This is a genomic window from Nocardioides sp. NPDC101246 (assembly GCF_044767415.1).
GTDB lineage: Bacteria > Actinomycetota > Actinomycetes > Propionibacteriales > Nocardioidaceae > Nocardioides.
The window spans coordinates 119948-139805 of sequence record NZ_JBIWNX010000011.1 but is presented as its reverse complement, the minus strand read 5'-3'; the positions used below and the strand labels follow the sequence as shown (position 1 = coordinate 139805).

16 protein-coding genes are annotated in these 19858 nt (G+C 70.4%); 9 read left to right on the top strand and 7 right to left on the bottom strand.

What is annotated here, in order from left to right:
- From ACIRON_RS20500 to ACIRON_RS20485, 4 genes are read right to left on the bottom strand one after another with little or no spacing between them, the layout of a single operon-like run.
- Positions 1 to 831: an SDR family NAD(P)-dependent oxidoreductase gene (locus ACIRON_RS20500; RefSeq protein WP_402994927.1), complete on the bottom strand. Its 831-nt coding sequence runs from the start codon at positions 829 to 831 to the stop codon at positions 1 to 3.
- 43 nt (positions 832 to 874) lie between these two features.
- Positions 875 to 1273 (bottom strand): MaoC/PaaZ C-terminal domain-containing protein, encoded by a 399-nt coding sequence (locus ACIRON_RS20495; RefSeq protein ID WP_402994925.1) that lies wholly within the window; start codon positions 1271 to 1273, stop codon positions 875 to 877.
- A complete protein-coding gene (locus tag ACIRON_RS20490) occupies positions 1270 to 1728 on the bottom strand; it encodes a MaoC family dehydratase N-terminal domain-containing protein (protein ID WP_402994923.1) in 459 nt (152 codons plus the stop codon). Before ACIRON_RS20490 ends, ACIRON_RS20495 begins: the two co-directional genes overlap by 4 nt.
- The gene (locus ACIRON_RS20485) at positions 1718 to 2899 is read right to left on the bottom strand and encodes a lipid-transfer protein (protein ID WP_402994921.1); all 1182 of its coding nucleotides are present in this window, start codon (positions 2897 to 2899) and stop codon (positions 1718 to 1720) included. Before ACIRON_RS20485 ends, ACIRON_RS20490 begins: the two co-directional genes overlap by 11 nt.
- 141 nt (positions 2900 to 3040) lie before the next feature.
- Here ACIRON_RS20485 and ACIRON_RS20480 point away from each other — a divergent pair, with 141 nt between their 5' ends.
- Both ACIRON_RS20480 and ACIRON_RS20475 read left to right on the top strand, forming a co-directional pair.
- Complete coding sequence (locus tag ACIRON_RS20480) at positions 3041 to 4588, top strand: long-chain-fatty-acid--CoA ligase (protein WP_402994919.1); 1548 nt, start codon at positions 3041 to 3043, stop codon at positions 4586 to 4588.
- 16 nt (positions 4589 to 4604) lie between these two features.
- A complete protein-coding gene (locus ACIRON_RS20475; RefSeq protein WP_402994917.1) occupies positions 4605 to 6653 on the top strand; it encodes a CocE/NonD family hydrolase in 2049 nt (682 codons plus the stop codon).
- Here the strand turns inward: ACIRON_RS20475 and ACIRON_RS20470 are convergent.
- Positions 6650 to 7252, bottom strand: a complete 603-nt coding sequence (locus ACIRON_RS20470; RefSeq protein WP_402994915.1) for a TetR/AcrR family transcriptional regulator — start codon at positions 7250 to 7252, stop codon at positions 6650 to 6652. The genes ACIRON_RS20475 and ACIRON_RS20470 overlap by 4 nt on opposite strands.
- Positions 7253 to 7397: 145 nt before the next feature.
- On the opposite strand from ACIRON_RS20470, the gene ACIRON_RS20465 reads away from it, so the two are divergent.
- The 4 genes from ACIRON_RS20465 (at position 7398) to ACIRON_RS20450 (ending at position 11946) form a co-directional block, all read left to right on the top strand.
- Positions 7398 to 8801 (top strand): APC family permease, encoded by a 1404-nt coding sequence (locus ACIRON_RS20465; protein WP_402994913.1) that lies wholly within the window; start codon positions 7398 to 7400, stop codon positions 8799 to 8801.
- 44 nt (positions 8802 to 8845) lie between these two features.
- Positions 8846 to 9904 (top strand): agmatinase, encoded by a 1059-nt coding sequence (gene speB / locus ACIRON_RS20460; RefSeq protein WP_402994911.1) that lies wholly within the window; start codon positions 8846 to 8848, stop codon positions 9902 to 9904.
- Position 9905: 1 nt separating this feature from the next.
- Positions 9906 to 11264 (top strand): flavin monoamine oxidase family protein, encoded by a 1359-nt coding sequence (locus ACIRON_RS20455; RefSeq protein ID WP_402994909.1) that lies wholly within the window; start codon positions 9906 to 9908, stop codon positions 11262 to 11264.
- An 85-nt stretch (positions 11265 to 11349) separates the two neighbouring features.
- Positions 11350 to 11946 carry an adenylate kinase gene (locus ACIRON_RS20450; protein WP_402994907.1) on the top strand — a complete coding sequence of 199 codons (597 nt, stop codon included), beginning with the start codon at positions 11350 to 11352 and terminating at the stop codon, positions 11944 to 11946.
- Here ACIRON_RS20450 and ACIRON_RS20445 read toward each other — a convergent pair.
- Positions 11919 to 12815 (bottom strand): LysR family transcriptional regulator, encoded by an 897-nt coding sequence (locus tag ACIRON_RS20445; protein ID WP_402994905.1) that lies wholly within the window; start codon positions 12813 to 12815, stop codon positions 11919 to 11921. The genes ACIRON_RS20450 and ACIRON_RS20445 overlap by 28 nt on opposite strands.
- Before the next feature lie 65 nt (positions 12816 to 12880).
- On the opposite strand from ACIRON_RS20445, the gene gabT reads away from it, so the two are divergent.
- The 3 genes from gabT to ACIRON_RS20430 all read left to right on the top strand — a co-directional run bounded on the left by gabT (position 12881) and on the right by ACIRON_RS20430 (position 19324).
- On the top strand, positions 12881 to 14218 hold the full coding sequence (gene gabT, locus ACIRON_RS20440; protein ID WP_402994903.1) for a 4-aminobutyrate--2-oxoglutarate transaminase: 1338 nt from the start codon (positions 12881 to 12883) through the stop codon (positions 14216 to 14218).
- Positions 14215 to 15705 (top strand): NAD-dependent succinate-semialdehyde dehydrogenase, encoded by a 1491-nt coding sequence (locus tag ACIRON_RS20435; protein WP_402994901.1) that lies wholly within the window; start codon positions 14215 to 14217, stop codon positions 15703 to 15705. The genes gabT and ACIRON_RS20435 overlap by 4 nt, the downstream gene beginning before the upstream one ends.
- A gap of 166 nt (positions 15706 to 15871) precedes the next feature.
- A complete protein-coding gene (locus ACIRON_RS20430; RefSeq protein ID WP_402994899.1) occupies positions 15872 to 19324 on the top strand; it encodes an indolepyruvate ferredoxin oxidoreductase family protein in 3453 nt (1150 codons plus the stop codon).
- On the opposite strand, the gene ACIRON_RS20425 is transcribed toward ACIRON_RS20430, so the two are convergent.
- A complete protein-coding gene (locus ACIRON_RS20425; protein WP_402994897.1) occupies positions 19321 to 19812 on the bottom strand; it encodes a hypothetical protein in 492 nt (163 codons plus the stop codon). The genes ACIRON_RS20430 and ACIRON_RS20425 overlap by 4 nt on opposite strands.
- Positions 19813 to 19858 lie beyond the last annotated feature (46 nt).

The window sequence follows — 19858 nt, the reverse complement described above, 5'->3', positions numbered from 1 at the left end:
TCAGAACATGAAGCCGCCGCCGCAGACCAAGGTCTGGGCGCTGACATAGTCCGACTCGGGCAGGCACATCAGGTAGACGGCGCCGGCGGCCTCGGCCGGGGTCCCGGCCCGCCCCAACGGGATCATCGCCTCCATGGTGTCCAGGAGCTGTGGGTTGACACCCACCTTGATGGTGTTTCCCCCGACGTCGATCTGGGAGTCCTCACCTGCGGTCGCCTCGGTCAGACGAGTCTTGACCAGGCCGAAGGCGACGGTGTTGACGGTGACGTTGTAGCGACCCCACTCCTTGGCCAGCGCCTTGGTCAGACCGGTCACGCCGGCCTTGGCCGCGGCGTAGTTGGCCTGGCCGGCGTTGCCACCCAGGCCGGCGATGGAGGAGATGTTCACTACCTTGCGGCAGGGGATGCTCTGTCCTGCCTCCTTGGCTTCCCGGACCGCCTGCGCGATCACCGGCTGGGCGGCTCGCAGGATCCGGAAGGGAGCCTTGAGATGAACGTCCATCATCGCATCCCACTGGTCGTCGGAGAGCTTCTGGACGACCGAGTCCCAGGTGTAACCGGCGTTGTTGACGATGATGTCGAGCCCGCCGTACGCGTCGACGGCTGTGCCGACGAACCTGTCGGCGAATTCGGGGTCGGTCACGTTGCCCGGGCACGAGACCGCCTCGCCGCCGTTGGCGCCGATCTCCGCCGCGGTCTCCGCCGCCGTGTCCGCGTCCAGGTCGTTGACCACGACCCGGGCTCCTTCGGCGGCGAGCTTGAGCGCGATCTCCCGGCCGATCCCGCGCCCCGATCCCGAGACGAGCGCGATCTTTCCTTGCAATGTGGTCATGTGAATCTTCCTTCGGTGATGGTTCGAGCGGTGTGGTGCGAGCTCAGCGGGCTCGGGTGTCGATGACGGCGTGGCCGCTCAGGGTGGTCGTGCCGTCGGCGAGGCTGACCGCGATGTCGAGCGTCACCTCGTTCTCCTCGACGGCGGTGACCCGAGCGGTGCAGGTCGGCTCGCCGTAGAGGGGCGTGATGGCGGCGAAGCGCACTCCGTACGAGCGGATGCGGTCCTGCGGGAACCTCGCCGTCAGCAGGCGCCCGAGGTAGGCCATGGACAACATTCCCTGGGCGAAGACGTCGCCCAGTCCGGCCGACCGGGCCACGTCGATGTCGATGTGGATCGGGTTGTGGTCGCCGGACGCTCCGGCGAAGAGGGCCAGCGTCGTGCGGGAGATCGGGGGTTCTGTGCGCGGCGCCAGCTCGGCGCCGACCTCGAGGGCTGTCATCGCTCCTCCTTCGGGTAGCGGACGACGATGGTCGAGGTGGCGGTCGCGACGCGCTCGGATCCGCGCCGGATGTCGGTGCGCTTCCGAATGACGTCCATCGAGCCGCCACGCTTGCTCGTCACGTCGAGGACGCGCGCCTCGAGGGTGAGGGTGTCGCCGGCGTACGCCATCGCGTGGTAGTCGAAGTGCTGCTCGCCGTGCAGGACATGACGCAGGTCGACGCCGAGGTCATCCAGGTAGGCGAAGGGGTCGGGTCGCTCGAGGTCGACGCTGAAGAAGAACGTCGGTGGCACGGGCAGGTCGCGGTGACCGTGTTTCCGGGCGACCTCGACGTCGGTGTACTGAGCGTCGGTCTCGCCGATGGCCTTGGCGAAGAACCGCAGGCGCCCACGTTCGACCTCCACGGTGAGCGGGGCGATCTGGAGCGCCCGGGCAGCATGTGGATCAACGGGCACGGCTGTCCGCCTTCTCGTAGAGGGTGACCACGGCGGCGCCGCCGAGCCCGATGTTGTGCTGCAGAGCGAGGGTCACGTCGTCGACCTGCCTGCCGTCGGCCTGGCCGCGCAGCTGCCAGGTGAGCTCCGCGCACTGTGCGAGCCCGGTGGCTCCGAGCGGATGACCCTTGGAGAGGAGTCCACCGGAGGGATTGGTGACGACCCGTCCGCCGTAGGTGTTCTCGCCCTCGAGGATGAACTTCTCGGCGGTTCCCTCAGGCGTCAGCCCCAGGGCCTCGTAGCTGAGCAGCTCGTTGGCGGTGAAGCAGTCGTGCAGCTCGACGACCTCGATGTCGGTGGGGGAGACGCCGGTCTGCTCGTAGACCTTGTCGGCGGCCGTGCGCGACATGTCATAGCCGACGAGCTTGGGCATGTCTCCGGCGAAGCTGGTCGCGACGTCGGTGGTCATGGCTTGGCCCGCGATGCGGACGTCGGTGCGCAGCCCGTGGCGGCGTGCGAAGGACCCGGAAGTCACCACAGCAGCGGCTGCGCCGCAGGTGGGCGGGCAGCACTGCAGACGGGTGAGTGGGCCGTAGATGTGCGGGCTGGCGAGCACCTGCTCGACGCTCACCGGGTCGCGGAAGACGGCATAGGGGTTGTTGGCCGCGTGCTTGCGGGCCTTGACCGCGATCGCTGCGAAGGTCTCGGCCCTGGTTCCGTACGTCTCTGCGTAGGCTGCCCCGGCGCCGCCGAAGAGCTGTGCGGCGAACGGCGCGTCGCTGGTTCCTTGCGCCTCGTGAGCGACGGCGCTGAAGGCGGCGAACGGATCCGGGCGGTCGGCCCACTTGGAACCGATGGCACCACGCTCCATCTGCTCGAAGCCGAAGGCGAGGACGCAGTCGGCCGCGCCGCTCTGGACGGCTTGGCGAGCGAGCCAGAGGGCCGAGCTCCCCGTCGAGCAGTTGTTGTTCACGTTGATGACCGGCATTCCTGTCATCCCCACGCCGTACAGGGCCTTCTGCCCGCTCGTGGAGTCGCCGTAGACATAGCCGGCATAGGCCTGCTCGACCTGGCTCAGGTCGATGCCCGCATCGCTCAGTGCGGCACGGACGGCTCCTTGGGCCAAGGCGTCGTACGGCTCGCTCCGGCTCGGGGTCGCGAACGGGACCATGCCGACGCCCGTTACGTACACGGAATTCACAATGTGCACCTTTCATCCGAATGAAGATTCACATCACTATGACAAATCCTTGACGCTGAAGGCAAGAAGTGCGCAGAATGTGAGTGACGTCACCCTTATTCAAATTCACTCAGTGCTCGCCGAGGAGACCAGATGAATCTCACCCAGACCTTGCACAGCGCCCTCCAGAGGAGCCCTGATCGCGCCATGACGATCTGCGGCGAACGCACCCGAAGCGTCGCGGAGTCGGCCGATCGGATCGCACGCCTTGCCGGGGCTCTGCGGTCGATGGGCGTAAGGGACGGTGACCGCATCGGCATCTACGCCCTCAACTCCGACCGCTACCACGAGCTGCTCCTGGCCGTGCCGTGGGCAGGTGCGGCGGTGAACCCGGTCAACATCCGGTGGAGTGCCGCGGAGGTGGCCTACTCGCTGGTCGACTGCGGCGCCGACGTCCTGTTCGTCGATGACGCCTTCGCGGGCACGATCGACGCGCTGCGCGAGAAGGTGCCCAACCTGGCCACCGTCGTCTTCTGCGGCGACGGTCCGACGCCGGCAGGGATGGTGGACTACGAGCAGCTCGTCGCGGACCACGACCCGGTCGAGGACGCGCGCCGCGGCGGCGACGACCTCTTCGGGGTCTTCTACACGGGCGGGACGACCGGCAATCCCAAGGGAGTCATGTTGTCCCACCGCAACCTGCTGAGCTCGGCGACCGGCAGCCTGGTCACGGCCGACATCCTGACGAGGGGAGGCCACCTGCTGCACGCCGCTCCCATGTTCCATCTGGCCGACATCGCGGCATGGAGCATGGGCCTGCTCACCGGGTCAACGCATGTGATCGTGCCGATGTTCACGGCGGATGGCGTGGTCGATGCGATCAGCCGTCACCAGGTGACCGACACCCTGCTCGTGCCCACGATGATCCAGATGCTCATCGATTCGCCCCTCGCCGAAGGCGCCGACCTCTCCAGTCTCCAGCGCGTGGTCTACGGCGCATCGCCCATGCCGCAGGACGTCCTGGACCGCGCCCGGAAGACCTTCACCAGCGCGCGCTTCACCCAGGCGTACGGCATGACGGAGCTCTCGCCGATCGCGACCCTTCTGACCGCCGAGGACCACGACGACCCCAGCCTCACCCGCTCGTGCGGCCGCCCGACCTCCTGCTCCGAGCTCCGCATCGTCGACGCGGACGACAACGAGGTGCCGCGAGGTGTCGTCGGGGAGGTCGTCGTGCGGGGCGACCACGTCATGCTGGGCTACTGGAACCAGGAGAAGACCACCAGGAACGCCCTGCGCAACGGCTGGATGCACACCGGTGACGGCGCCTATATGGACGAACGCGGCTATGTGTTCGTCGTCGACCGGATCAAGGACATGATCGTCACCGGCGGCGAGAACGTCTATTCAGCCGAGGTGGAGAACGCGCTGACGCGACACCCTGCCGTGGCGAGCTGCGCGGTGATCGGCGTGCCCGATCGGGAGTGGGGTGAGCGGGTACATGCCGTGATCGTCCTGCGCTCAGGAGAGCGAGCCACCCTCGAGGAGCTCCGCGACTTCGGCCGCGAGCACATCGCTGGATACAAGCTGCCGCGCAGCGTCGCCTTCGTCGACGCGCTCCCGCTCTCGGGAGCCGGGAAGATCCTCAAGCGAGAACTGCGCGAGGAGCACTGGGCCGGGGCCGAGAGAGCCGTCAACTGAGGTGGAAGGGACTCTCATGCGACAGTACGAACCGACGGCCAGGACGCCGCGACGGTTGGCGATCACGGTGATCGCATCCTTGCTGGTGGCGGCCTTGCTGGCTGCCCCGGAGGCGGCATCGGCATCCGCGGAGACCGGCCCGCGGGCGAGCGTCGTCTCCGACGACGCGCCGTACGGCATCGAGCGGCACGGCAACGTGGAACTGACGATGCGCGACGGCACGGTGCTGCGGGCCAACGTCTACTATCCGACCGAACCGGAGACGGGCGATGCGGCCGAGGGTCCCTTTCCCGTGCTGCTGACGTCGACTCCGTACGGGAAGGACCAGGGCGACAGCGACCCGACCAAGGGGCAGGGCCTCATGGGGAAGGCCGACTACCTCATCGCGCGCGGCTACATCCACGTCGTCCTCGACGTCCGCGGCACGGGTGCCTCCGAAGGAGACTGGTCGTTCAACCAGCCGATCGAGGCGCAGGACGGTGTCGAGGTCGTCGACTGGGCGGCCGAGCTCCCGCACAGCAACGGCAAGGTCGGCCTCGTCGGTCAGTCGTACGCAGGGATCAACCAGTTCTCGCTGGCGGCTGCCGTCGGCCCGGACTCGCCGTTGAAGGCCATCTTGCCGGGAGTGCCGGCCGACGACCTCTATCGCGACGCCATGACGCTCGGTGGCGTCCCGGACCCATTTCTCCCGATCTCCTACAACGCGGCCAACGTTCCGCAGATCTATCTGAACGCCCTCACCAGCCTGGCCTCTCCGGGCGCCACCAACGCGAGCGTCGAGGACCTTCTCGAGGTGCTCGTGGACCACACCGGTGCGGTCGGGATGCTCCCGGTGACGGACATGACGCTGGGCGGGCCGAAGGCATTCGACTCGGCGTACTGGGCCGAGCGTCGTCCGCACTCCAAGCTGCAGGAGGTGGTGGACAACGACATCCCTGCGCTGGTCCTCGGCGGCTGGAAGGACGCGTTCCAGCGAGGCGGACCGCTGCTGTACGCCGGGCTGCAGAACGCGGCAGCCGGACGCTCTGTTGATGGGCCGATGACCCGTACCCAACCGATCTCGCCGAAGTACCAGCTCATCGAGGGGCCGTGGTACCACGCCTCGATCGGGCTGGAACCCATCGAGCCGCGCCTGGACATCCAGCGGGTCGCACTGCGCTGGTTCGACCACTGGCTGAAGGGCAAGCAGAACGGCGTCGGTCGGACGCAGAACCCGTTGCGCAGCTATGACCTGACCAGCCACGAGTGGACCGAGACCTCGACCTATCCGTTCCCCGGGACGACCTACGAGAAGTTCTATCTAGACGCCGGTCCCACCGGGACCATCGCCTCGAGCAACGATGGTGCCCTCACACGAGCGAAGCCGACAGCCGAGGGCAGCGACCGGATCGTGTGGTCCAACGCGCCCGGCTGTACACCGTCGATCAGCCAGTTCATGCTGATCGGCAACGACGTCCAGGAGTCGGCGAAGCTCGGGCTCGCGGAGAACCCCTGCAACCTCGACAGTCGGCCGGTTCAGGTCGGGCCGGCGGCCGCGACGTATACGACGGAGCCGTTCACGGAGAGCAGGACGCTGGCCGGCCCGATCGCCGCTCGGATCTTCGCGTCCGCCACCACCACTGACAGTCAGTGGGTGGTGCGGGTCGACGACGTCGCCCCCGACGGCACCTCGCGCCCGCTCTCCCGCGGTGGGCTGCTCGGGTCGCATCGCCGGCTCGATGCGGAAAGGACGTGGACGGCTGCCGACGGCTCGCCGACGCTGCCCTACCACCCGCACGACAGCATCAGTTCGACCCCGGTGCTCCCCGGTGCGCTCACGCGCTATGACGTCGAGGTGTTCGGTGTGCAGGCGACGATCGCGGCAGGACACAGGATCCGGGTCACGGTGTCGAGCGGAGACTCCCCGGCGGTGCTGCCGACCCTGTTGCAGACCCTCCAGCTCGCCGGCGGCGTCTACGACATCCAGCGCGGCGCTGCCGCCGCGTCCTACGTGCAGCTGCCGTTCACCTCGGGCCAGGTAGCGCCGTGCGCGGACCAGCTCATGTGTCCGGGCGGGAAGGACTAGGCAGTAGTCGCAGGTCCGGTGACGGCTGCGCGGGTGTGCTCGAGGGCGCGCTCGCGCAGCGTCGTTCCACCGCCCGTGACGATGCCGATGCTGAAGCCGTCCCACATCGCCCGCAGGCGCTCGGATACGGCCTCGCGGTCCGGGACGTCGGGGAGCGCCGCGGCGAAGAGCCGGACCAGGTCGGCGTGCCACTCGTCGTCCATCGCGCGCTGCGCGGCGGCGAGCTCGGCATCGTACGGCGCCCGTGCCCACAGCTCGAGCCAGAGCAGCCAGCGCGGGTCGCGCTCGTCGAGGGCGAGGTAGACGTCGGTGAAGGCCAGCAGCGCCTCGACGCCTCCGTCCCGGGTCTCCTCGACCTTCTCCAGGAGTGGTGCTCGCTGGGCCGCGTACTCGTTCTCGCTCCAGCGCAGGGTCTCGAGGAGCAGGCCGTTGCGGGTGCCGAAGTAGTAGAGGAGGTGGCCGCCGCTGGTGCCGAGCCGGGCGGCGAGGGAGGCCATCGTGACCTTGGCGAGCCCTTCCTCGGCCACCATCTCCAGGGTGGTCGCGAGGACCTGCTCGCGGGGTCGTTCCAGGCGTCGGTTGGAGCGTGTGCGCGTCACCTCGACGGTGCCTCCTCGTGCTCGCGTGGCGAAATCTTCGGGCTCACCCCTTGACTCTAGCGGTGATCTGGGTCACTTTGAATGCCGTTCAAAGTTTTGTACGGCGTTCAAAACTCGCTGTACCCTCATTCCAAGGAGACCCGCGATGATCGAATCCATGCAGGTGAGCCCGGACGAGGCGAGCCCGGACGAGGTGAAGCCGGCGCAGGAACGGGCCCGGCTCGCCCGGGTGCTCGGACCCGGCGCCGCCGTCCTGCTGGTGCTCTCGTGCATCACGCCCGCCTCGAGCCTGTTCATCATCGTCCCGGAGCTGTTCGCGACCCAGGGGAGCGGCGCGGTGCTGGCCGTCGTCGCGGGCTTCGCGGTCTCGATCGCGATCGCCGCGTGCTACGCCGAGCTCGGCACGCGCACCGCCAGCTCCGGCGGCGAGTACGCGATGGTCACCCAGACCCTCGGCAGGTCGATGGGCTGGCTGACGTTCTCCCTGGCGGGCGTGCTGCTCTGGCTCATCCCGCCGATCTTCGCGCTCGGCACCGCCGACTACCTGGCTGACCTGGTGGAGCTGCCGCGGGCCGCGACCGGCGCGATCGTGATGCTCCTCTCGACCGCCACGGCGATCCTCAACATCAAGGCCAACGCCGTCGTCACCGGCACCTTCCTCGCCCTCGAGATGATCGCCGCCGTGGTCGTCACGATCCTCGGGCTCGGCCACGTCCAGCGCGGTCCCGGCGAGCTGGTCTCGCCGCACGTCATCGGTGAGAACGGCCTGGAGCCCTTCACCCTGGCGATCCTCATCTCCGGTCTCGCGGTCAGCACGTTCCTGGTCAGCGGCTTCGGCACCACCGTCTACCTCTCCGAGGAGATCGTCGACCCGCGCCGCAACGTCGCCCGCGTCATCTTCTGGACCCTCGGCCTGGGCGGTCTGGTCATCCTCGTCCCGACGGTGACCACGGTCCTCGCGGTCGACGACCTCAGCGACCTCGCCTCCGGCAACTTCTCCCAGTGGGTCGCGGCCTGGGGCGGCGCGCGCGTCGCGGTCGCGGTGAACGTCGCCATCGCCATCGCGATCCTCAACGCCGTCATCGTGATGGTGCTGCAGAACGCCCGGGTCGTCTACGCCTCTGCGCGTGACCGCTCCTGGCCGGCACCGGTCAACGGTGTCCTCACCAGGCTGCACCCCCGCTACGCCACCCCGTGGCTCGCCACCCTCGTCATCGGCATCCCCGGCGCGATCCTCGCCGGCGCCGTCGAGATCGAGGCGCTGCTCGGCGTGACCTCGGTGGTCATCTCCACGATGTACGTCGTCGTCGCGATCGCCGCGCTCCGCGCCCGTCGCAATGGCCCCGCTGCCCAGGGCTGGCGGATGCCGCTGTGGCCGCTGCCGCCGCTGATCGTCGTCGGCGCGATCGGCTACGCGCTGGCCGGCTCGGCACGGACGGACGTCCTGATCACGGCCGGGATCGTGGTCGCCGCCCTCGCCTACTACCACCTCTACCTCGCCCGTCGGCCCGGCGAGAGGTTCCTCGTCGTCGACCCGACCGAGGATTAGACACATCCATCCACCACGAGAATCGAACGAGAGAGAAGAACGCCATGGCTCGCTACGGAACCCAGTTCGGCCCCGACATCACCTTCCTGGGTGTCGATCGGTGTGACTGGGCCGACCCCGCGACGTACGAGGGTGCCGATGTGGTCATCCTCGGCGCACCCTTCGACGGAGGTACGTCGCACCGGTCGGGCACCCGGTTCGGTCCGCAGTTCATCCGGCAGACCTGCTACCTGGCCCATGACGGCTCACGGCCTTCGCTGGCGATGCGGGTCGACGCCCTGCAGGACATCCGGGTGCTGGACGCGGGCGACGTGGAGATGTTCTCCGGCGACGCCGAGCGGTCGGTGCGCGACCTGCAGGAGGCCGTGCACGCGGTGACGAGCAACGGCGCCATCCCGCTGGTGCTCGGCGGCGACCACACGATCGCCTGGCCCGACGCCGCCGGTGTCGCCCAGCACCTCGGCCAGGGCCGCGTCTCGATGATCCACTTCGACGCCCACGCCGACACCGGGGACATCGAGTTCGGCTCGCTGATCGGGCACGGTCAGCCGATGCGCCGGCTCATCGAGTCGGGCGCGTTGCGCGGAGACCGGTTCCTGCAGATGGGGCTGCGCGGCTACTGGCCCGAGCCCGAGACGCTGGACTGGATGGCCGAGCAGGGCATGCGGTCCTACGAGATGACCGAGATCGTGCACCGCGGTCTGGAGGAGTGCCTCACCGAGGCCTTCACCATCGCCACCGACGAGTGCGACGGGGTCTTCCTCTCGGTCGACATCGACGTCTGCGACCCCGGGCACGCCCCCGGCACCGGCACCCCGGAGCCGGGCGGCCTCACCGCCCGCCAGCTGCTCGACGCGGTCCGCCGGATCGCCTACGAGCTGCCGGTGGTCGGCATCGACGTCGTCGAGGTCTCCCCGCCGTACGACCACGCCGACATCACCTCGTTCCTCGCCAACCGGGTCGTCCTCGAGGCCCTCTCAGGCATCGCCCGCCGCAAGCGCGACCAGGCCGACGGGACCCGCTGGGACCCGAGCCTCCCGCTGCTCGCCCAGCGGCCGGACCAGCGTCCCGGCCGGCGACCCACCGACAACCAGGAGAACTGACATGACCACCCATGATGTGATCGTGGTCGGCGCCGGCGTGACCGGCCTGACCGCGGCCTGGCGCCTGGCGCAGGCCGGCCAGGACGTACTCGTCCTGGAGGCGCGCGACCGCGTCGGCGGCCGGCTGCGGACCGAGGCGCACGGTGCGCCCGGGGCCGAGGCCGACTTCGAGATCGGCGGCCAGTGGGTCTCGCCCGACCAGGATGCCCTGATCGGCATCCTCGACGAGCTCGACCTGCCGACCTACCCGCGCTTCCGCGAGGGCGAGTCGCTCTACGTCGACAGGGCGGGGGTCGCGCACCGCTTCGGCGAAGACCTGCCGGTCGGCGAGGCCACCTCGGCCGCCATCGCGCAGCTGACCAAGACCCTCGACGGGCTCGCCGCCGCGATGGACCCGGCCCAGCCGTGGGAGCTCGACGACGCAGCCCATCTCGACAGCGTCTCGTTCCGTGCCTGGCTCGAGCAGCAGTGCGACGACCCGGTCGCGGTCGACAACGTCGCCCTCTACATCGGGCCGGCGATGCTGACGAAGCCTGCGCACTCGTTCTCCGCGCTCCAGGCCGTGCAGATGGCCGCCAGCGCGGGGTCGTTCAGCAACCTCGTCGACGCCGACGTGATCCTCGACCGCCGGGTCGTCGGCGGCCTGCAGCGGGTGCCGCTGACCCTCGCCGAGCTGCTGGGGGCCCGGGTCCGGCTCGGCCAGGACGTCACCCACGTCGAGTGGGACGAGGACGGCGCCGTCGTCCACGTCGGCGCCGAGATCCACGCCGCGCGGCGCCTCGTCCTCGCGGTCCCGCCGACCCTGGTCAGGCGGATCCGGTTCAGTCCCGAGCTCCCGGCCGAGCACCGGATCGCCCGCGAGCACCAGTCGTTCGGGCTGGTCATCAAGGTGCAGGCGCAGTACGCGACGCCGTTCTGGCGCGCCGACGGCCTCAGCGGCACCGGCTTCGCGCCCTGGCAGCTGGTCCACGAGGTCTACGACAACACCCCCGAGGGCGAGCCGCGCGGCACCCTGGTCGGCTTCGTCTCCGACGAGCGCGCGGACGCGGTCGGCCGGTTCACCGAGGAGGAGCGCCGGCAGAGGGTGTTGGAGTCGCTGGCCTCCTACTTCGGCGAGGCCGCGCTGGACCCGCTCACCTACGTCGAGAGCGACTGGCAGCACCAGGAGCTCACCGGCGGTGCGTACGGGACCAGCTTCGACCTCGGCGGGCTGACCCGCTGGGGCGCGGTGCTGCGCGAGCCGCTCGGGCCGATCGAGTTCGGCAGCAGCGATGTCGCCGGCCACGGCTTCCAGCACGTCGACGGTGCCGTACGCGTGGGTGAGGAGATCGCCGGTCGCATCCTCGCGGATGCAACGTGATCGCAGCGAAGCGGCACCTAGCCTCCGATCTGGCGCGCTCATCGTGGGGGTGAGCGCGCCACCCTCGAGAAAGGTCACCCTTCGTATGCGCCTCCTCCTCATGGGACCGCCCGGTGCCGGCAAGGGCACCCAGGCCGCCGTCATCGCCGAGCGCTTCGCCGTGCCGGCGATCTCGACCGGCGACATCTTCCGGGCGAACGTCGCCCGGCGGACCGCGTTGGGGACGGCGGCACAGACCTACATGGACGCGGGCGAGTACGTCCCGGACGAGATCACCAACGCCATGGTCGCCGACCGGCTGTGCGAGGGCGACTGCGTCGACGGTTTCCTCCTCGACGGCTATCCGCGCACCCCGCAGCAGGTCGTCGAGCTCGACACGATCCTGGACCGCTCCGGCGTCGCGCTCGACGCGGCGGTGCTGCTCGAGGCCGACCCCGACGAGCTGGTGAGCAGGCTCCTGGCCCGGTCCGAGGAGCAGGGTCGCGCCGACGACACCGAGTCGGTCATCCGCCGCCGGCTGGAGGTGTACGCCGCCGAGACCGGCCCGCTCGCCGCGAGGTACGCCGAGCGCGACCTCCTCGCCACCGTCGACGGCCTCGGCCCGGTCGAGGAGGTCACCGAGCGGATCCTGGCCGCCCTGACGTCGATGTCCGCTCAGCGGACGGCGACCTCGGCGCCGTAGCGCTCGACGCAGAACGCCGAGAGCCGCTCGGCCAGGGCGGCGAGGGCCTCGGCGGCGTGGTGCTGCGGGTCCCAGGCTGCGTACAGCCTGATCCGCACGCGTCCGGCGGGTGCCTCGATGTGCAGGGGCAGCAGGCCGAAGCGCGGGTCGTCGGAGACCACCGCGATCCCGCGGCCCGAGGCCGCGAGCGCCTGCGCGACCTGGGCGTTGGACACCTCGAGGACGTCGCCGTAGCCCACGGCGGCGTCCTCGACCGCCGCGTCCAGGAGCGGTCGGGGGCGTAGGTCGTCGGTGAGCAGCACGAGCGGCCGCGTGACCAGGTCGCGTACGTCCACGGACCTCCGCCCTGCCCACGGATCGTCGGGACGGACATAGGCCCACACCGGCAGCACGGCGAGGGCCCGCGAGGCCAGCGAGCGTGCCGGCGGCCGGGTGACGATCGCCAGGTCGGCACCGGCCCGGACGGCTGCGGCGGCGCCACGCGGGTCGAGCTCGCGGACCATCGCGACCGGGTCGTCGGGCCCGAGGGTCGCCAGGAACGGGGCGAGCACGTCGGTGAGCGTCGTCGTGGGCACGGCGAGGTGCAGCTCGTCGAGGTGGCCCGAGGCGAGCACGGCGACGGCGCGATCGAGGTCGTCCGCGTGCGCCAGCAGGTCGCGGGCGCGGGGGAGGAGGTCCTCGGCCGTCCGGGTCAGCCGCAGCCGCCGGCCCTCGCGGGCGAAGAGCGGCACCCCGAGGTTGGCCTCGAGCTGGCGCAGCTGCCGCGACAGCACCGGCTGGGTCACGTGCAGCACCTCGGCGGCCTGCGTCGCCGAGCCCGCGTCGGCGGTGGCGACGAAGTAGCGCAGCAGTCGCAGATCCATGCTCATGAGGCATGATTGTAGTAGTCAAAAGGTCTTGGACGACATGTGTCGTGGAGGCTCATGCTGAACCCATGACCGAGCCCTCGACCCTCGAACAGACCCGCCTCCTGCGCACCGCGCTGCCCGGCCCCCGCTCCCAGGAGCTGATGGCCCGCAAGGTCGCGGCCGTGCCCCAGGGCGTGGCCACGACCATGCCCGTCTTCGCCGCGCGCGCTGCCGGTGGGATCGTCGAGGACGTCGACGGCAACCGCTTCATCGACCTCGGCTCCGGCATCGCGGTGACCACCGTCGGTTCCAGTGCCGCCCGGGTGGTCGACGCCGTCTCCGACCAGGTCGCGGCCTTCACCCACACCTGCTTCATGGTCACGCCCTACGAGGGCTACGTGGCCGTCGCCGAGCAGCTCGCCCGGCTCACCCCCGGTGACCACGAGAAGCGCACCGCGCTGTTCAACTCCGGCTCCGAGGCAGTCGAGAACGCGGTCAAGATCGCCCGCTCGTTCACCGGCAAGGACGCGGTCGTCGTCTTCGACCACGCCTACCACGGGCGCACCAACCTCACCATGGCGATGACGGCGAAGAACATGCCCTACAAGCACGGCTTCGGGCCGTTCGCCGGCGAGGTCTACCGGGCCCCGATGTCCTACCCGTTCCGCGACGCCAACGAGATCGACGGCAAGCTCGCCGCGGCCCGGGCGACCTCCCTGATCGAGACCCAGGTCGGCGCCGACAACCTCGCCGCGATCGTGATCGAGCCGGTCCAGGGCGAGGGCGGCTTCATCGTCCCGGCGCCCGGCTTCCTCGCCGCACTGGCCGACTGGTGCCGCGCCAACGACGTGCTCTTCGTGGCCGACGAGGTGCAGTCCGGATTCGGCCGCACCGGCACCTGGTTCGCCGTCGAGCACGACGACGTGGTCCCGGACCTGGTGGTCAGCGCCAAGGGCATCGCCGGCGGCCTGCCGCTCTCCGCGGTGACCGGCCGCGCCGACGTCATGGACGCCGTCCACCCCGGCGGCCTCGGCGGCACCTACGGCGGCAACCCGCTCGCCTGTGCCGCCGCGCTCGCAGTGATCGAGACCATCGAGGCCGAGGATCTGCTCGCCCGGGCGCGCGAGATCGAGGCACGCCTGCTCGGCAGGCTCCGCGACCTGCAGGCGGGCGACGCTCGCATCGGTGACGTACGCGGCCGGGGGGCGATGATCGCCGCCGAGTTCGTCGACCCGGCCACCGGCGACCCGGACGGCGCCACCGCCAAGGCCGTCGCCGCCTACGCTCACAGCCAGGGTGTCATCACCTTGACCTGTGGCACCTGGGGCAACGTCATCCGCTTCCTGCCCCCGCTGAGCATCTCCGACGAGCTGCTCGACGAGGCCCTGGACGTACTCACCACCGCACTGGAGGAGACCAAGTGACCACGAGCACCCCGCCCACGAGCACCCCGCCCACGAGCACCCAGACCAGCTACCTCGACGCCCTCGAGCCCGGCAGCGGCGTCCTCGTCGGCGGCCGGTGGCGCCCGGGCGCCAACGGCGTCTTCGCCGTCGAGAACCCGGCCACCCGCGAGCTGGTCGCCGACGTCGCCGACGGCGCAGGAGACGACGCGACCGCGGCCGTCGACGCTGCCGCCGCGGCCCTCCCCGCCTGGTCCGCGCTGCCGCCGCGCACCCGCAGCGACCTGCTCGGCCGGGTACGCGACCTGATGCTGCGCGACGCCGACGAGCTCGCCGCCCTGATCGCCCTCGAGAACGGCAAGTCGCTGACCGACGCCCGCGGCGAGGTCGGCTACGCCGCCGAGTTCTTCCGCTGGTACGCCGAGGAGGCCGTGCGCCCGCACGGTGACTTCGGTCCCTCGCCGGCTGGCGGCACCCGCACCATCGTCACCCACAAGCCGGTGGGCGTGGCCGCCCTCGTGACGCCGTGGAACTTCCCGGCCGCGATGGCCACCCGCAAGATCGCCCCGGCCCTGGCAGCCGGCTGCACGGTCGTGCTCAAGCCCGCCGCCGAGACGCCGCTGACGGCGCTCGCGATCGCCCGGCTGATCGCCGAGGCCGGCATCCCCGACGGCGTCGTCAACGTGGTGCCCGGCCTCGACGCCCCCGGCATCGTCAGCACCTGGCTCGCCGACGCCCGGGTCCGCAAGATCTCCTTCACCGGCTCGACCGGCGTCGGCCGCGTCCTGCTCCGCCAGGCCGCCGACCGCGTCGTCAACACCTCGATGGAGCTCGGCGGCAACGCACCGTTCGTGGTGACGTCCACGGCCGACGTGAGCGCCGCTGTCGAGGGCGCGATGGTCGCCAAGTTCCGCAACGGGGGACAGGCCTGCACCGCGGCCAACCGGCTCTACGTACACGCCGACGTCGCCGAGGAGTTCACCGCCCGCCTCGGTGCCGCCGTGGAGGCGCTGAAGGTCGGCCCCGCCGAGCAGGGCAGCGACATCGGCCCGCTCATCTCCGCGAAGGCGTACGCCACCGTCACCGGCCTCGTCGACGCCGCCGTGGCCGCGGGAGCCGTGGTCGCGCACCGCGCCGAGATCCCGCAGTCCGAGGGCTACTTCTACGCGCCGACCGTCCTGACCGGGGTCGCACCGGACTCGCCGCTGCTCGGCGAGGAGATCTTCGGACCGGTGGCCCCGATCGTGGTCTGGAACGACACCGAGGAGCTGCTGGCCTCGGTCAACGACACCGAGTTCGGTCTGGCCGCGTACGTCTTCGGCGAGATGAGCGAGGCGCTGCACGTCGCCGAGCGGATCGACGCCGGGATGGTCGGGGTCAACCGTGGCCTCGTCTCCGACCCGTCGGCGCCGTTCGGCGGGGTGAAGCAGAGCGGCATCGGGCGCGAGGGCGCGCGGGCCGGGCTGGAGGAGTACCTCGAGACGCAGTACCTCAGCGTCGCCTGGTGACCCGCCTCTGGTGATTAGCACCACGTCGGCTCTATCAACGATGATGTGACCCAGGCCACCCGCACACCCTGCGGGTGGTCGATTGGGACAGCCCCCACCCGGGCGGTCCCGACCAACACTCCAGACGGACCACCAGCGCCGCCCGGCAGATTGAGGAGTCACCCCTATGACCGCAGTGTTCGAGCCCGGGACCTCGTTCGAGGCCTACGACCTCGCAGACCGCTATCGAGTCGGAGCCGGCCCGGTGCTCCTCACCGGGATCCAGGCGATCGCGCGGATGCTCGTCGAGCAGCGCGCCCTCGACCAGCGCCGCGGCCTGCGCACCGGCACCTTCATCTCCGGCTACCCGGGTAGCCCGCTCGGTGGCCTCGACCAGCTGCTGCTGGGCCTGCCGAAGGAGATGGCCGACGCCGACATCACCGTGGTCCCGGGCCTCAACGAGGAGCTCGCCGCCACCGCGGTGTGGGGTTCGCAGTCAGCGGTCACCCTCGACACCGAGCGCTACGACGGCGTCACCGGGGTCTGGTACGGCAAGGGTCCCGGTGTCGACCGCGCGCTCGACGCGATGCGTCACGCCAACATGTACGGCGCCCACCCCACCGGTGGCATGCTGATGCTGGTCGGCGACGACCCGGCCGCGAAGTCCTCGACCGTGCCGGCCGTGAGCGAGCGGACCCTGGCGAGCCTCGGCATCCCGGTGCTGTTCCCGCGCAACGCGGCCGAGATCGTCGAGTACGGCATGGAGGGCATCGCCCTCTCCCGTGCCTCCGGCTGCGTCGTCGCGCTCAAGATCGTCGCCGACGTCGCCGACGGCGCCTGGGTGGTCAACCCGGAGATCGGCGTCCTCGACCCGGTCACCCCGAAGACCGAGTGGGACGGCGTCCCCTACACCTACGAGCCGACCAAGATCGAGCTCTTCCCCGACCGGATCGTCGGCGCCGAGGCGAAGCTCTACGGCCCCCGGATGGGCGTGGTGAAGGCGTACGCCGCCGAGAACCACCTCAACCGGATCGAGGTCAAGGCACCGAACGCCAAGGTCGGCATCGTCGCCTCCGGCTCGTGCTACGACTCGATGCGCCAGGGCCTGAAGGATCTCGGCCTCGGCCACGACGACCTGATGGCTGCCGGGATCCGGGTGCTGCGCCTGGGCATGATGTGGCCGGTCGAGCCGACCATCGTCTCCGAGTTCGCCGACGGGCTCGAGGAGATCGTCGTCGTGGAGGACAAGACCTCCTTCATCGAGCAGGGCATCCGCGAGATCCTCTACGGCGAGCCGTCGGCTCCCGTCATCGTCGGCAAGAAGGACCGCAACGGTGTCCCGCTGGTGCCGCTCGACGGTGAGCTGACCGCCGGCCGCCTGCTCGCGCCGCTGCGCCGCGCGCTCAAGGGCCACGCCCAGCTGAAGGCCGCCGGCCCGGCCCGGATCGACCTGCCGCTGCTCTCGACCTCGCGCACCCCCTACTTCTGCAGCGGCTGCCCGCACAACCGCTCCACCGCGCTCCCCGACGGCAGCCTGGGCGGAGGCGGCATCGGCTGCCACACCCTGGTCACCGCCTCGCAGCGCGAGGACAGCGCGGTTGTCGGCATCACCCAGATGGGTGGCGAGGGCTCGCAGTGGATCGGGCAGGCGCCCTACAGCCACGCCGGCCACACGTTCCAGAACGTCGGTGACGGCACCTTCTTCCACTCCGCGCAGCTGGCCATCCAGGCGTGCGTCGCGGCGGGGGTCAACATCACCTACAAGCTGCTCCACAACGACGTCGTCGCGATGACCGGTGCCCAGAAGCGGCAGGGCGAGGTCGCGATGGCGCAGCTGACCCACAAGCTGATGAACGAGGGCGTCAAGGCGATCATCGTCGTCGCCGACGAGCCGAAGCGCTACCGCCGCGCCCACTTCCCCGCAGGCGTACGCCTCTGGCACCGCGACCGCCTCGACGACGCCCAGCGCGACCTGCGCGAGGTCGAGGGCGTGACCGTCCTGATCTACGACCAGCACTGCGCCGCCGACGCGCGGCGTCAGCGCAAGCGGGGCACGATCGAGCAGCGCAACACCCGGATCGTGATCAACGAGGCCGTGTGCGAGGGCTGCGGCGACTGCGGCGTGAAGTCCAACTGCCTCTCCGTGCAGCCGGTCGAGACCGAGCTGGGCCGCAAGACCCGCATCGACCAGACCTCGTGCAACACCGACTACACCTGCGTCGAGGGCGAGTGCCCCTCGTTCATGGCTGTCGAGACCGACCCGACGGCCAAGAAGGCGAAGAAGTCGACCCCGGAGCCGCCGACCGTGGCGGACCCGGGCTACGGCGAGCTGGAGCGGACCTACGGCGTCTTCATGGCCGGCATCGGCGGCACCGGCATCGTCACCGTCAACCAGGTGCTCGCGACGGCGGCGCTGCGCGCCGGCTTCGGCGTGGAGTCGCTCGACCAGGTCGGGATGAGCCAGAAGGCGGGCCCGGTGACGGCGCACCTGCGGTTCGGACCGGGAACGATCGATCCCTCCAACCGGGTCACTCCGGGTTCGGCCGACGCGCTGCTCGGCTTCGACCTGCTCACCCTGGCCGAGGGCAAGAACCTCGCCTACGGCGACCCGGCGCACACCCGCGCCGTCGTGTCGACCAGCAAGACGCCGACCGGGCCGATGGTCTACGACAAGGACATCGCCTACCCGGCCGACGACGAGCTGCTCACCCGGGTGAACAGCTCGACGTCCTCGCTGCGTGCCTTCGACGCGCTGGCGGCGGCGGAGACCCTCTTCGGCAACACCGCCGCGGCCAACTTCCTGCTGGTCGGCGCCGCCTACCAGGCCGGGGCGCTGCCGATCCCCGCCGAGGCGATCGAGGAGGCCATCGGCATCAACGGTGTCGCGGTCAGCGCGAACGTCGCCGCCTTCCGCTGGGGCCGTGCCTCGGTCGCGGTGCCGGAGGAGTTCGCCAAGGTCACCGGCACGGCCACCGCGCCGGTCGAGCAGGTCGTCGTGCCGGCGCTGGACGCCGCGACGTTCGACGGGGAGGTGCGCCGCCTCGCCGAGGTCCGCGCGCCGAAGCTCGTCGCCTTCCAGAACCAGGCGACCGCTCGTGACTACGTCGAGACCGTCGACCGGATCTGGAACGCCGAGCGCTCGGTGACCGAGGACACCCGCTTCTCCGAGGCCGTCGCCCGCTACCTGTTCAAGCTCACCGCCTACAAGGACGAGTACGAGGTCGCCCGGCTCCTCACCGCGCCGGCCGCGCTTGACGGCGTCCGCGCCGAGGTCCAGGGCAAGATCAGCTTCAAGCTCTCCCCGCCGATCTTCGGGGCGTTCCTCAAGGGCGGCAAGATGACCTTCGGTCCGCGCTCCCACTTCATCCTGCGCCTCCTGGCGACCATGAAGTTCCTGCGCGGCACGATCCTGGACCCCTTCGGTCACGCCCACGTACGCCGCACCGAGCGTGCCCTGTTCGCGCACTACTCCGCGCTGGTCACCGGTCTGGCGGCCGACCTCACCGAGGAGTCCTACGCCCGGGCCGTCCGCCTCGCGGAGCTCCCGGACATGGTGCGCGGCTACGAGAACGTGAAGATGCGCAACGTCGAGGCCTACCGCGAGGCGCTCGCCGCCGAGGGGATCGACCTGACGGTCTAGACCACGCCGAACGTCTCAGCCAGCCTCGACTGCGCGCCAGCGCTGTCGAGGCTGGCCTCTACCCGGCGGACGTTGCCCGCCGAGGGGTAGGCGAAGAGTGCCATCAGCGCCAGGGAGATGAGCCCGCCGATGACGTACGTCATCAGCTGGCCCTCGCTGAGGACGAACGCGAGAGTGATGGAGACGAGTGCGACCAGCTCGCTGAGCGCGAGCCGGAGGATCACCGACGTCTGGTGCTTCTGCAGCGCCTCGCCCGTTGCCTTGTCCGGGGCGGTGCCCGGGGTGATCGGCGCGACCCGGAACCCGATCGTCGAGAGGATCAGCGCGATGACGACCCCGGCCACGACCTGACCGCCGATGACGTACGTCGACGGCAGCTCCAGGTCGGGGTCGGGGACGCTGAGGTAGACGACCACCCCCAGCACCACGACCATGCTCATGAACGCGAGCGCCATCGTCTGAGCCGTACGCAGGGCGGCTGTGGGCATTGTGAGCTCCTCCTCGACAGGTGATTGGGAGGCAACCTAGCGGACC

Excerpts from the sequence above, each read along its gene's own strand:
- ACIRON_RS20500 (WP_402994927.1), bottom strand. The coding sequence starts at position 831 with ATGACCACATTGCAAGGAAAGATCGCGCTCGTCTCGGGATCGGGGCGC.
- ACIRON_RS20495 (WP_402994925.1), bottom strand. The coding sequence starts at position 1,273 with ATGACAGCCCTCGAGGTCGGCGCCGAGCTGGCGCCGCGCACAGAACCC.
- ACIRON_RS20480 (WP_402994919.1), top strand. The coding sequence starts at position 3,041 with ATGAATCTCACCCAGACCTTGCACAGCGCCCTCCAGAGGAGCCCTGAT.
- ACIRON_RS20475 (WP_402994917.1), top strand. The coding sequence starts at position 4,605 with ATGCGACAGTACGAACCGACGGCCAGGACGCCGCGACGGTTGGCGATC.
- ACIRON_RS20465 (WP_402994913.1), top strand. The coding sequence starts at position 7,398 with ATGATCGAATCCATGCAGGTGAGCCCGGACGAGGCGAGCCCGGACGAG.
- speB (WP_402994911.1), top strand. The coding sequence starts at position 8,846 with ATGGCTCGCTACGGAACCCAGTTCGGCCCCGACATCACCTTCCTGGGT.
- ACIRON_RS20455 (WP_402994909.1), top strand. The coding sequence starts at position 9,906 with ATGACCACCCATGATGTGATCGTGGTCGGCGCCGGCGTGACCGGCCTG.
- ACIRON_RS20450 (WP_402994907.1), top strand. The coding sequence starts at position 11,350 with ATGCGCCTCCTCCTCATGGGACCGCCCGGTGCCGGCAAGGGCACCCAG.
- ACIRON_RS20445 (WP_402994905.1), bottom strand. The coding sequence starts at position 12,815 with ATGAGCATGGATCTGCGACTGCTGCGCTACTTCGTCGCCACCGCCGAC.
- gabT (WP_402994903.1), top strand. The coding sequence starts at position 12,881 with ATGACCGAGCCCTCGACCCTCGAACAGACCCGCCTCCTGCGCACCGCG.
- ACIRON_RS20430 (WP_402994899.1), top strand. The coding sequence starts at position 15,872 with ATGACCGCAGTGTTCGAGCCCGGGACCTCGTTCGAGGCCTACGACCTC.
- ACIRON_RS20425 (WP_402994897.1), bottom strand. The coding sequence starts at position 19,812 with ATGCCCACAGCCGCCCTGCGTACGGCTCAGACGATGGCGCTCGCGTTC.